At 30.7% G+C, this 12,413-nt stretch carries 12 protein-coding genes; 5 read left to right on the forward strand and 7 right to left on the reverse strand.

Going from position 1 to position 12,413, the window contains the following annotated elements:
- From P161_RS0115910 to P161_RS0115925, 4 genes are all read left to right on the forward strand, one after another.
- Positions 1 to 474 (forward strand): nucleoside deaminase, encoded by a 474-nt coding sequence (locus P161_RS0115910; RefSeq protein WP_026777888.1) that lies wholly within the window; start codon positions 1 to 3, stop codon positions 472 to 474.
- A 107-nt stretch (positions 475 to 581) separates the two neighbouring features.
- Positions 582 to 1,355, forward strand: coding sequence for an alpha/beta hydrolase (locus tag P161_RS18800; RefSeq protein ID WP_051605781.1), 774 nt, complete (start codon positions 582 to 584; stop codon positions 1,353 to 1,355).
- A 6-nt stretch (positions 1,356 to 1,361) separates the two neighbouring features.
- Positions 1,362 to 2,774: a M17 family metallopeptidase gene (locus P161_RS0115920; RefSeq protein WP_026777889.1), complete on the forward strand. Its 1,413-nt coding sequence runs from the start codon at positions 1,362 to 1,364 to the stop codon at positions 2,772 to 2,774.
- Between the two features lie 44 nt (positions 2,775 to 2,818).
- The gene (locus tag P161_RS0115925; RefSeq protein ID WP_026777890.1) at positions 2,819 to 4,018 is read left to right on the forward strand and encodes an acetyl-CoA carboxylase biotin carboxylase subunit family protein; all 1,200 of its coding nucleotides are present in this window, start codon (positions 2,819 to 2,821) and stop codon (positions 4,016 to 4,018) included.
- A 121-nt stretch (positions 4,019 to 4,139) separates the two neighbouring features.
- Here the strand turns inward: P161_RS0115925 and P161_RS0115930 are convergent, their stop codons facing one another.
- From P161_RS0115930 to P161_RS0115960, 7 genes are all read right to left on the reverse strand, one after another.
- Entirely contained in the window at positions 4,140 to 5,342 is a 1,203-nt protein-coding gene (locus tag P161_RS0115930) for a hypothetical protein (RefSeq protein ID WP_026777891.1), read from the reverse strand.
- A gap of 6 nt (positions 5,343 to 5,348) precedes the next feature.
- On the reverse strand, positions 5,349 to 6,164 hold the full coding sequence (locus P161_RS0115935) for a type 1 glutamine amidotransferase (RefSeq protein ID WP_026777892.1): 816 nt from the start codon (positions 6,162 to 6,164) through the stop codon (positions 5,349 to 5,351).
- Positions 6,165 to 6,177: 13 nt separating this feature from the next.
- A complete protein-coding gene (locus tag P161_RS0115940) occupies positions 6,178 to 7,272 on the reverse strand; it encodes a carboxylate-amine ligase (RefSeq protein WP_026777893.1) in 1,095 nt (364 codons plus the stop codon).
- Between the two features lie 142 nt (positions 7,273 to 7,414).
- Positions 7,415 to 8,497 (reverse strand): RimK family alpha-L-glutamate ligase, encoded by a 1,083-nt coding sequence (locus tag P161_RS0115945; RefSeq protein ID WP_026777894.1) that lies wholly within the window; start codon positions 8,495 to 8,497, stop codon positions 7,415 to 7,417.
- Positions 8,498 to 8,536: 39 nt separating this feature from the next.
- On the reverse strand, positions 8,537 to 9,241 hold the full coding sequence (locus tag P161_RS0115950; protein ID WP_026777895.1) for an esterase family protein: 705 nt from the start codon (positions 9,239 to 9,241) through the stop codon (positions 8,537 to 8,539).
- A 376-nt stretch (positions 9,242 to 9,617) separates the two neighbouring features.
- Positions 9,618 to 11,012, reverse strand: coding sequence for an MATE family efflux transporter (locus tag P161_RS0115955; protein ID WP_026777896.1), 1,395 nt, complete (start codon positions 11,010 to 11,012; stop codon positions 9,618 to 9,620).
- Positions 11,013 to 11,152: 140 nt separating this feature from the next.
- Positions 11,153 to 11,713 carry a fasciclin domain-containing protein gene (locus P161_RS0115960; protein ID WP_026777897.1) on the reverse strand — a complete coding sequence of 187 codons (561 nt, stop codon included), beginning with the start codon at positions 11,711 to 11,713 and terminating at the stop codon, positions 11,153 to 11,155.
- 200 nt (positions 11,714 to 11,913) lie between these two features.
- On the opposite strand from P161_RS0115960, the gene tpx reads away from it, so the two are divergent.
- Positions 11,914 to 12,411 (forward strand): thiol peroxidase, encoded by a 498-nt coding sequence (gene tpx, locus P161_RS0115965; RefSeq protein ID WP_026777898.1) that lies wholly within the window; start codon positions 11,914 to 11,916, stop codon positions 12,409 to 12,411.
- Positions 12,412 to 12,413 lie beyond the last annotated feature (2 nt).

Here is a 12,413-nt window from a genome sequence, read left to right on the forward strand (position 1 = left end):
ATGAGTAAACACAAAGAATTTATGAGTGAAGCAGTAAAGGCTGCTTTAAAAGGAATGAGTAATAATGAAGGAGGTCCTTTTGGATGTATCGTTGTAAAAGATGGAGAAATTATTGGTCGTGGAAATAACAAAGTTACATCTACAAACGATCCTACAGCACATGCAGAAGTTACTGCTATTAGAGATGCTTGTAAAAATGTTGGCTCTTTTCAGTTAGATGGTTGTATAATTTATACTTCTTGCGAACCTTGTCCTATGTGTTTAGGCGCAATTTATTGGGCAAGACCAGACAAAGTGTATTATGGAAGCAATCAACAAGATGCAGCAGATATTGGTTTTGATGACGAATTTATTTACAAAGAAATTCCATTGCCTTACGAAAAAAGAAGCATTCCTTTTGAACAAGTTGGACGAGAAATTGCTCTAGAACCTTTTCAAAAATGGTCTGAAAAACGAGACAAAATTGAATATTAATAACTAAAATCCTAATGTAAAAATTAGGATTTTTTCTTTAAAACATATCTTCAATTTTATTTTATACATCTATAAAAACAGTATTTTTGTTTTTTTAAAGAAAGCATATGACGTTGACAGATTTTACCCCAATTATCGAAACCATAGAAGAAGCGTATGAAATTCCACATTTAAACGCCACAAGAAGAATTTCTGCACTTTTACCCCACGATTATTACAAAACAGACAAAAGATATCCTGTTTTGTACTTACAAGATGGCCAAAATTTATTCAACCCAATGTCTCAGTATGGAGATTGGGCAATCGATAAATCTTTAGCTAAACTAGCTGAACATGGAGAAGCAGATATTATTATTATTGCCATAAATCATGGAGAAAAAGAACGCATAAATGAATACTTACCTTATTATCATCCACGTTTTGGACAAGGAAAAGGCACATTTTACATTCAGTTTATGACAGAAAAATTAATTCCATACATCAACGAAAAATACAGAACACTTACCGATTTTGAAAACACAGGAATTGGAGGCAGTTCTATGGGTGGATTAATAAGTTTACATGCAGGTTTATCTAATCCAGGAACTTTTGGGAAATTGATGATTTTTTCACCAAGTTTATGGATTTCAAGAAAAATTTATAAAAGCACTAACAGTTTTGCTCCACTAGAAAAAGCTAAAATTTATTTATATTCTGGAGGAAAAGAAAGTGAAGAACATTTGCCAAACGCAATTGAACTTGGCAACATTATCAATCAAAAAATGGGGAAAGGTCATCAGATAGATTTCCATTTTTCTATTAATGATGAAGGAAATCACTCAGAAGTACATTGGCGCAAAGAATTCCCAAAAGCCATACAATGGCTTTTTTATAACAAATAAACTAAGATGAAATTTACACACATAAAAAGTATAGATACTACCAAAGATTTTATTTTACCTTGTAAAAAAGACGATTTAAAATCAATTCAAGAGTTTTTACCAATTGCAAATCCAGACTTTGATGGAAGTTTTAATACGCACCTTTTAATTTATGGAACAAAAGGAAACCGAATTTATCTAGTTGGTTTAGGTGAAGATAAAAATGCTGGTCAAATAGAAAGTACATTTCAGAAGTTTGCTTTTGAAACATGTAAATATTGGAGCAATGATATTCAGCTTTATGCTGATGGTTTAAATGATGATGAACTTTTAAAAACTGTTATTGGGTTAGAAATGAGTCAATATACAATTGGCGAATTCAGATCTAAAAAAGAAGATAAAAAGGAGTTTACAGTTGTTATTTCATCAACAAAAAATATTGAAAACATTCTTGAAGAGGGCAAGTTTACTGGCGAAACTATCAATAAAATTAAAGGTTTGGTTGATGCTCCACCTAATGTAAAAACTCCAGAATATTTAGGAAATTGGGCAGAAAAATCAGCAAAAGAAGCTTCTTATACGTGTACAGTTTTAAAACAAAAACAATTAGAAGAACAAGGTTTTGATGCTGTTTTATCAGTTGGAAAAGGAAGCGTAAATCCGCCAGTTGTCATCATCAACGAATATAAAGCAAAAGATACTGAAACTATTGATATTGCTTTGGTTGGGAAAGGAATTACATTTGATTCTGGAGGATTGTCCATAAAACCATCTACCAATTTACACTACATGAAAAGTGATATGGGTGGAGCTGCAGTAGTTTTAGGTGTTGTAGAATTGGTGGCAAAATTAAAACTAAACATCAATATAATCGGAATTGTAGCATCCGCAGAAAATGCTGTAGATGCCAATAGTTATAGACCTGGAGATGTTATCAACTCATATTCTGGTAAAACTATTGAGATTATAGATACAGATGCAGAAGGCAGATTGGTTTTAGCTGATGGACTAAATTTCGCTATTAAAAAATACAACCCAGAATATATTATTGATCTTGCAACTTTAACAGGAAGTGTGGTGAGAACTTTTGGGTATGCAGCTGCAGGAATGTTTACTGAGAATCAAGAAATGGCAAATACAATGTCTGCTGTTGGGTACAAAGTGCATGAACGTGTTTGGCAATTGCCAATGTTTGAGGATTATGAAGCCGATTTAAAATCTGACGTTGCTGATATTAAAAACTTTAACGGAAAACCAATTGAAGGAGCTATAAACGCAGCAAAATTTTTAGAATTCTTTACAGAAAAACATCCAAAATGGATGCACTTAGATATTGCAGGAGTTTCTTTTGGAAGTTCTCAATACGCAAAAATGAAAAGTGCTACAGGATATGGAATTCAATTAATTACAAATTTCATTAAAGAAAAAGCTAATAAATAATTTCATTTTTTGTAAATTTAAAATCAACTTAAAAACTTAAACCTATGTCTCAAAAACCTTTAAATTTTCTTTGTATTACAACTTATTTTAAAGGTGAACCTTTTTTGGAAAGCTGTAAAAAAGAAGGACATAATGTATACTTATTAACCAAGAAAAAACTTGAAAATGAAAAGTGGCCTTGGAATTCTATAGACGATGTTTTTTATATTGATGATTGGAAACAAGAAGATATTGTTAAAGGAATTGCTTATAAATTTAGAGAAATAAAATTTGATCGTTTTGTAGCTTTAGATGATTTTGATGTTGAAAAAGTAGCACTTTTACGTGAGCATTTTAGAATGCCAGGAATGGGTAGAACAACTGCGCATTATTTTAGAGATAAACTTGCAATGCGAATGAAAGCTGAAGAGGAAGGTGTTAATGTGCCAAAATTTACATCGCTTTTTAGTAATGATGCTATCAATAAGTATGCTGATACAATTCCTGCTCCTTGGCTTTTAAAACCAAGAATGGAAGCTTCTGCAACTGGAATTAAAAAAATTCATTCTAAAGACGAATTATGGCAAATTGTAAATGATTTAGGTGATGAAAGAGACAACTATTTGATAGAAAAATTTGCTCCTGGAGATGTTTTTCATGTAGATGGTTTAAATGTTGATGGAAAAGTAAAATTTGCAAGAGTTAGTAAATATTTAGACACACCTTTTGAAGTAGCTCATGGAGGAGGTATTTTTAGATCTGCAACTTCAGAAATTAGTTCTAAAATAGAAAAAGGTTTGCAAAAAATGAATAAACAGGTTATGAAAGCTTTCGGAATGCAATTTGGAGCTTCTCATACAGAATTTATTCAATCGAAAGAAACTGGAGAATTATTCTTTTTAGAAACATCATCAAGAGTTGGTGGCGCAAATTTGGCTGAAATGGTTGAATATGCTTCTGGCATAAACCTTTGGGGTGAATGGGCTAAAATTGAATCTGCGAATCTTAAAAAAGAGATTTATAAATTACCAAAAACTAAAAATCAATATGCAGGGATTGTAGTTTCTTTAAGCAGATTTGAACATCCAGATACTACCAGTTTTAAAGATGAAGAAATTGTGTGGAGAATGGATTTAAAATGGCATATTGGCTTTATAGTCGTTTCTGATTCTAGCGAAAAAGTATTAGAATTATTAGATAAATATACCCATAGAATTGCAAATGAATTTCACGCGAGTATTCCTGCTCCTGATAAATCTTTGTAAATTTTAATTGGTAAACTTATATCCTGCAAGGTCTATTTTTGACCTTGTAGGTGTTTCTAATAAAATAATTTTTTGATAAATACCTACAAGGTTTTGAAAACCTTGCAGGAAAGTTTTAAGTTTATTGCTCAAAAAAACCTGTGCTACCTCCTACCCAAGTTTTGTCTTTATTGTATTTTACTCCAACCATTTCTCCTTTGCTTAAACGCATTAAATTACTTACAATCTCAGTTTTGTTGGTTTTAGAATTGTGTAACAACATCATTCTAATTTCGCATTTAGCATTTTCATCCATTGTTTGAATTACGGGTGCATACGCAACTTTTTCTTGTAATAAATAATTAGATTTATTGGTGATATCATCTATCATTTTCCGAGTTACGTGAATTTGAACTCCTGCTCCAGCAAAAGAATACAAAGGTTTTAGAACATAATTCTCTAAATCTTCTGGTATCGTTTCTAGTTTGTCTAAATAGAAAGATTTTGGAACAAATTCACCTTTTAAAAGTGGCATTGTGTATTTACTAATTCTATAAAACCAGTTTGGATGTCCAATCCATTCTACATCAACTTCATCTAAAAAATCGAACTCTCTTTCTAAATCGTCTCTTTGAAATAGTTCATCAAAAATTATTCTATTATATATTTTTAAAACTTTTATCTCTTTGCCTTCATCATCAGCATAAAAAAGTTCTTTACCTCTTTTAATTAACTTAGAAATACACAAAATTTTAATGCCTAACTTTTTTTCAGTTGCAAAAAAATCGACAGCAGTTGCTTGTTTCTCTGGCTCAATTTCTAAAAGAATTACTTGTTTCGGATTCGTTTCGCCAACAATTTCTTGTTTTAAAAGCTCAACATATTTTGTTGGATTTATTCCATTTACATGTTGTGAAAAATCTTCTGGAATTACATTCCCGAAATGTTTTTTATACATGCTGCCTAATAATTCCTGAAAAAAATACAACGTTGGGAAACCTTGTAATTCAATTAATTTTGGGGTTAAATCTCCATTTTCGTCTTTACAGATTCCAAAATCGAACTGAATAAATTTAGCATATTCATCTTCATTAGGTACAATTGTATTGGCATCAAAAAAAGCACCATTGGTCAACTCCTTAAAATTTGGTTGATTGATAACAGCCATAATATCATCACAAGCTTTTATCAACTTCTCTTTTAATGCTGCTGGAATAAAAACAGGTGTTTCTGCAATTTTAAATTTTGGAACGTACTTATGTGTATTGATAATATCTTCTAAAAAAAGTTGATACTTTTCTTCAGAAAAATCCTCATTATATAATTTTCTAATTTGATGTATCATTAATAATTAAGATAAAATTAGTGCTTGTTTTTTGCTAATAGCATTTCTTATAAACTTTGGTAAAATAGTTTCATACGTCATAATTAATTTATCTGGATCATCCATTCTATCCATCATTTGCGCATATTTTTCTTCGCCAAAACTACTAATAATTACTTTTTTATTTTCTTCTAAAGCAAAATGATCAGCCATGCTTACAGGATCTGCTTCTGGATGAAATTGTGTACCCACAAACTCATCAGAAAAACGAACAGCCATAATTGCACGCTCTAATTCTACATGAGTTCTAATTTTCTCTAAACTTAAAATAGAAGCTCCTTTTTCTTTAAAAACTTGTAATCTTGGTTGTACTAATTGCCAATCTCTGGAATCTACAGCATAAAAAGGATCATTTAAACCTTCTAATAAAACATCTTTTTTACCTTTTTTTGTTTTATGAACTGGTAAAATACCAAAAGAAGTACTTTTTCTTAATTTAATTTCTCCTAACTCAAAATATTTACACATCACTTGAAAAGAATAACAAATAAAGAATACTGATTTTTTATCATCAGATTCTTTGTTATGATTCCATAAATTTTGCATCAATTCTAAATAAGGTTTTCTCCATAACTCCTCTTCTAAAGGACTTCCTGGACCACCACTTGATATATAAATATCGTACGTATTATCTGGTATTTCACTTTTATGTCTTACATCAAAAATGGTAAAACTCACTTCTTCATGAAAAGTTTCTACGATTTCTTTGATACAACGTAAACCCTGATTTGGGGCATTGTTGTTCATATCTAAAATGGCAACTTTTACTTTCTCGTTATTCATTAACATAAAATACTTAAACTCCTAAAATTGTTTGTTCTGTTATATAATCTACTACCTTTACTAAATCTTTCGTTTCTTCAAAAACCTTTAATTGCCTGTCTGCTCCTGTTCCATTTTCTAATATTTTAAAGATGGATTCTACTTCTTCTCTAGAACCTAAATCGTCTAAAACATCATCTACAAAATCTACAAACTCAGCCATTAAATGTTTTGTTTCGACTTCTTTTTCAAGACCAAAATCAATCATTTTCCCTGCAATTCCATATCTACTTGCTCGCCATTTATTCTCGTTAATTAACGCTCTATGGTACACCATAAAGTTTAAATTATGCGTTCTTAACTTGTATAATTTAGCCACTAAAGCTTGAATTAATGCAGCAATACATACAGTTTCATCAACAGTCATTGGAATATCACAAATACGAACTTCTAACGTTGGGAAAATTGGGTGAATACGAATATCCCACCAAATTTTCTTTGGATTGTCTATACATTTTGTTTTAACCAAAAGGTTTACATAATTCTCATATTGTGCATAGTTATCGAAAACTCCAGGAATTCCTGTTCTTGGAAACTTATCAAAAACCTTTGATCTAAAAGATTTAAAACCTGTATTTCTACCTTCCCAAAAAGGCGAGTTTGTAGACAAAGCATATAAATGAGGTAAAAAATAACGCATGGCATTTACTAAATGTAATGCCATATTTTTATCTTCCATACCCACATGCACATGCAAACCAAAAATTAAATTAGATCTTGCAGTATCTTGTAACTCATTAATTATCTCATCGTATCTAGGATTTGGTGTAATTAATTGCGTTTCCCATTTAGAAAAAGGATGTGTACCTGCAGCACCAATTTTATATCCTAAACCACCTGCAATATCAGAAATTGATCTTCGAAGTCCAGAAATTTGCTGTCTTGCATCTGTAATATCTTCACAAATATTTGTACCAACTTCAACCACAGCTTGATGCATTTCTGCTTTTACTTGGTCGTTTAAAGTTTTGGCGGCTTCTGAAACAATTTTTTGATCGTGAGAAACCAACTCTCTTGTTGCAGGATCAATTACTTGGTACTCTTCTTCTATACCTAATGTAAATTTCATATGGGAAAAAATATTAATGAATAAAGTTAATTAAAATTTAGTCTGTCTCCTTGAGCGCAATCGAAAGGTTTGATAATTATTTAGGAACTAACAAGTTCTCGACTGCGCTCGAACAGACATTTTAAAATTACTTTAAAAAAATCTACTTTTTAGCAGATTTAGATTTTGTTGGAGTTTTTTTCGCTGATGCTTTTTTTACAGGTGCTTTTTTCGCAACCGTTTTTTTAGCAGGCGCTTTCTTTACGGGTGCTTTTTTAGCCACTGCTTTTGGAGCAGCAACTTGATCTGTAACAAAACTTCCCCAAGTTAAATTCATTTGGCCTTTTTTGTATTGTTTTGCTTTTTCAATAGCCATATTTGCAGCATTTTCTACAATCCAATCAAAATTTTCTTGACCTACAGAATGAATATCAGCATCTGGTGCAGGATTACAAAAATCAATAGCATAAGGAATGCCATCTCTTACTGCGAATTCTACTGTATTAAAGTCGTATCCTAAAGCTTTGTTTAAACGAATACAATATTCGTGCACAGTATCTAATATTTTTTGATCAACAGGTTCGCCATCTAAAACATAACGTAAATGATGAGGGTTTCTTGGCTCATATTGCATAATATGTACATTATCAGTTCCTAAAACATAACATCTAAAATATTCTTTAAAATTGATTTCCTCTTGTAGCATCATTACAAGATTCTCTGTTTCTCCATGTTTTTGCCATAAATCTTCAGGATTATCAACTCTATATACACTTTTCCATCCACCTCCATCATGTGGTTTCATATAAGCAGGAAAACCAATAGTTTCAAACATTTTTTCCCAATCAAAAGGATATTTCATGTTTCTAAAAGAGTTTTCAGTAGTATCTGGTGGTCTTTGAGACGTTGGTAAAATAAATGTTTTTGGTACAGGCACTCCCACTTTTTCAGCCAAAGCATTGTTGAAAAACTTTTCATCTGCACTCCACCAAAAAGGATTGTTAATAACAGCAGTTCCTGTAATTGCAGCATTTTTTAAATACGCTCTGTAAAAAGGAACATCTTGCGAAATTCTATCAATAATTACTGCATACTCATCTGATTTTGCTTGTTCTACAGTATCAATTAAAACTGCTTCAGCCATCATATCTTTGATGCCTTGTTCCTTAATTTTCTGATTAACTCTGTCTATAAATGCTTGTGGAAACGTGTTTTCTTGTCCGAATAAAATTCCAATTTTTCTCATAATGCTGTATATATTTTTGTGTTTGTTAGTTGTGTCTTTTTATATTGTTGATAAATAATGAGGAAACATTTGTCTCCAAATTGGCCAATCGTGTTCAGCCCATTTTCGTTCATCAAACCAAAAAGGAATATTTTTATCCGTTAATATTTTTGCTAAATTTTGATTTGCTTCTAAACAAATATCCCAATCGCTTGTTCCTAAAATAATTTTCATATTCCAAAGTTCTGAGTGATTACTACCAGGAAGAAAATCTACAGGATTGTTATAGAAAACATTGTCATCATAATACCCATCTAAAAAAGATTTGATATCAAAAGAACCACTTAAACTAAACATATGGCTTACTCTTTCTGGATGTTTAAATGCAAAGTTTGCTGCATGATACCCACCAAAACTAACACCAGCAACAGCTATTTTTTGCATGCCTCTTTCTTGGCAAATTGGGTTAACAACTTCATCCATAATAAATTTATCATACCAAATATGATTTCTTACACGATCTGCAGGATGAATATTTTTATCATACCAACTTAATTCGTTTATAGAATCTGGACAATAAATCTGCACTAAACCTTCCTCTAAAAACCATTTTGCAGATTCAATTAATTTAAAATCTCTACACTCGTAAAATCGCCCACTAGTAGTTGGAAATAAAACTAAAGGATAACCTGCATGCCCAAAAACCAACATTTCGATATCTTTACTTAATGTTGGTGAATACCATTTGTGATATTGTTCTTTCAATAGATAAGTGTTAAATTAATTTTAAATTTAAAAGTGTAAAATTACACTATTTCAGAGACTTACATTAAATTTTCACGATTATTGATGGTGAATTTTCTATATGTTCTCCATTTTATATATATCTTATAAAATGAGTGCTATAATTATTTAAATGACCATTTTTAAACATAAAAAACTAAATATCTTAAAAAATAATTAAAAAGCGAGGTTTTTGTGTTTTTTTATTTTTTGATTTATGAAGTATGTTTGGCGCCTTTTTTAGTTCAAAGAATGTATTTTCTTATTTTTTAAAGCGCAATAATTAAAATATTGGTTAGAAATACATCTATAATAAAGAAGTTGATTTTTATATATGGTTGTCTTTTTAGTTAAGGAATTAAACTCTTTTAATAAGTTCCTTTTTTTCCTCAATCAACTTTAAAGTTAATTTATTAAACCTGATATACAACAACACTGAAGCCGTTGTTAAACCTGCCAAAAGTCCTAACCAAATACCAAAACTACCATACATATCTTCTTTACCTAAAAAGTAAGAAACAGGAAAACCAACACACCAATAAGATATAAAGGTAAGTATTGTTGGCACTTTAACATCTTGCAAGCCACGCAAAGCTCCCAAGAAAACGACTTGAATACTATCTGAAATTTGGAAAAACGCGGCTACTAATAATAAATCTGCAGCAATTGAAACTACTTCCATGTTATCTGCATAATTTTTGGCATCATTTAAATCCATATAAATGTTTGGTAAACTTTTATGGAAAATAAAGAATAATAATGCAAATAAACTTGCCAATAAAGCACCTAATAAAAAGATAGAAAATGCAATTCTACGCAATTCTTTGTAGTTCTGTAAACCTTTTTGATTCCCAACTCTAATCATAGAAGCCACACTTAAACCCATAGCTACCATAAATGTCATGGAAGATAAATTCAACGCAATTTGATTTGCTGCTTGCGGATTTTTGCCCAACAAACCACTCAACCAAATGGCTGCTGTAAAAATTGCGACTTCAAAAAACATTTGCATCGCACTTAAAGAACCTAAGTTGATAATTTTTTTAATCATCAAACTATCTAAGACAAAGAGTTTTATATCTTTTACAATTTTTGCAGAACGCTCTTTGTAACGCAATAAAACCCACAAATAAATAACCATTACAAAACGTGAAACCAGTGTTCCATAAGCTGCACCAACAATGCCCATTTCTGGAAAACCAAATTTACCAAATATCAAAATATAGTTTAAAACTACGTTTACAATATTTGCTAATAAAGTAGCATACATTGGGTATTTGGTCATCGACATTCCATCGCTAAATTGCTTTATTGCTTGGAAAATTATCAACGGAATTAAAGAAAATGCCACTAAATCTAAATACGGAATTGCCAGTGCTACAACTTCTTCTGGCTGTTGCATTAAATACATTAATGGTTTTGAAAAAAACACCAAAAGAAATAATATAATACCTAATGTTGTGCATAAAAACAAACCACTTTTATAACCAGATCTTGCTTGTTGTAGATTATCAGACGAATCTGCTTCTGCAATAATTGGTGTAATTGCCGTTGAAAAACCAATTCCAATAGACATTGCAATAAACATAAAACTGTTTCCTAAAGAGACTGCTGCTAGTTCTGCAGTTCCTAATTGGCCAACCATAATATTATCTACAAAAGCCACAAAAGTGTGCCCTAACATGCCCAACATTACAGGTGCTGCTAGTTTTAAATTGTATTTAAATTCTGATGTATATTGTGTGATGTTCACGGTTTATGCTTGCTTTTTTCAGTGGGCAAAAATACAATTAGTTATCAATACAAATAGTGTGTATCTTAAAAAATAAAAGCATAAAAAAACCACTTTTAGGGAAAGTGGTTTTAAAATTATATTAAATTTTACTAATAAGATTAAGATTTTGGTAATAAGACACTATCTATAACGTGAATTACACCATTAGATTGATTTACATCTGCGATTGTCACAATTGCTTTACCCCCATTTTCATCAGAAATATAAACTTTTTTGTCTTTCATCCAAGCTGTAATAGTTCCTCCACTAACAGTTTTAATTGCTACTTTTCCGTCATTATCTTTAATCATTTTAATTAAATCTGCAGCACTAACTTTGCCAGCAACTACGTGATACGTTAAAATTGTTTGTAATTGCTTTTTGTTTTCTGGCTTTAATAAAGTTGCAACAGTTCCTTCTGGCAAGATTTCAAACGCTTTATTGATTGGTGCAAAAACAGTAAAAGGGCCATCTCCTGATAATGTTGCTACTAAGTCTGCTGCTTTTACTGCTGCTACAAGTGTTGTATGATCTTTAGAGTTTACAGCATTTTCTATAATATTTTTAGTTGGAAACATTTCTGCTCCACCAACCATTTTAGTGTTTTGAGCAAAATAGGTTTGTCCTATAAATAATGTAAAAATAAAAATTGACGCTTTTAAAAAATTTGATTTGTTCATAATGATAAATTTATTTAGTATTAATTAATTTTTGTGTTACCCTTATATTTACGCATAGAATGAAGTTACGGTTTTGTATAATTGTTAAAAAAGTATTAAATCGAAAGCAATACTTAAAATTAAGGATGTTTTAGATATTATTTTTTAGGGATTGATTTAATTATTCTTACTTTTGGATATCAATAAAAAAAATAAATAAAATGGCAGATATTACATTAAAAGGAAACGCAATAAGTACCATAGGAGATTTACCAAAAATGGGCAGCAAAGCACCAAGTTTTACATTAACAACTGTAGATTTATCGCATAAATCTTTATCAGATTATGAAGGTAAAAATATCATTATGAATATTTTTCCAAGTGTAGATACTGGTATTTGTGCAATGTCTGTAAGAGAATTTAATGAAAAAGCATCTGGTTTAGAAAATACTGTAGTTTTATGTATTTCTAAAGATTTACCTTTTGCACAGGCTCGTTTTTGTGCTGCAGAAGGTTTAGATAATGTTGTAATGCTATCTGATTTTGCCAAAGGAAATTTTGGAAAAGATTACAAACTAAACATTGCAAATGGACCAATGGCAGACTTGCATTCTAGAGCAATTGTTATTGTAAACCCAAAAGGAATTGTTACCTACACACAACAAGTTCCTGAAATTGCTGAAGAACCAAATTACGAAGCTGCTTTAAAAGCTATTTAAAA

This window comes from Polaribacter sp. Hel_I_88 (assembly GCF_000687935.1).
In the GTDB taxonomy this organism is placed as follows: Bacteria; Bacteroidota; Bacteroidia; order Flavobacteriales; family Flavobacteriaceae; genus Polaribacter.

What these genes read in the sequence shown, in the direction of transcription:
- P161_RS0115910 (WP_026777888.1), top strand. Translation starts at nt 1, where the DNA reads ATGAGTAAACACAAAGAATTTATGAGTGAAGCAGTAAAGGCTGCTTTA.
- P161_RS18800 (WP_051605781.1), top strand. Translation starts at nt 582, where the DNA reads ATGACGTTGACAGATTTTACCCCAATTATCGAAACCATAGAAGAAGCG.
- P161_RS0115920 (WP_026777889.1), top strand. Translation starts at nt 1,362, where the DNA reads ATGAAATTTACACACATAAAAAGTATAGATACTACCAAAGATTTTATT.
- P161_RS0115925 (WP_026777890.1), top strand. Translation starts at nt 2,819, where the DNA reads ATGTCTCAAAAACCTTTAAATTTTCTTTGTATTACAACTTATTTTAAA.
- P161_RS0115930 (WP_026777891.1), bottom strand. Translation starts at nt 5,342, where the DNA reads ATGATACATCAAATTAGAAAATTATATAATGAGGATTTTTCTGAAGAA.
- P161_RS0115935 (WP_026777892.1), bottom strand. Translation starts at nt 6,164, where the DNA reads ATGAATAACGAGAAAGTAAAAGTTGCCATTTTAGATATGAACAACAAT.
- P161_RS0115940 (WP_026777893.1), bottom strand. Translation starts at nt 7,272, where the DNA reads ATGAAATTTACATTAGGTATAGAAGAAGAGTACCAAGTAATTGATCCT.
- P161_RS0115945 (WP_026777894.1), bottom strand. Translation starts at nt 8,497, where the DNA reads ATGAGAAAAATTGGAATTTTATTCGGACAAGAAAACACGTTTCCACAA.
- P161_RS0115960 (WP_026777897.1), bottom strand. Translation starts at nt 11,713, where the DNA reads ATGAACAAATCAAATTTTTTAAAAGCGTCAATTTTTATTTTTACATTA.
- tpx (WP_026777898.1), top strand. Translation starts at nt 11,914, where the DNA reads ATGGCAGATATTACATTAAAAGGAAACGCAATAAGTACCATAGGAGAT.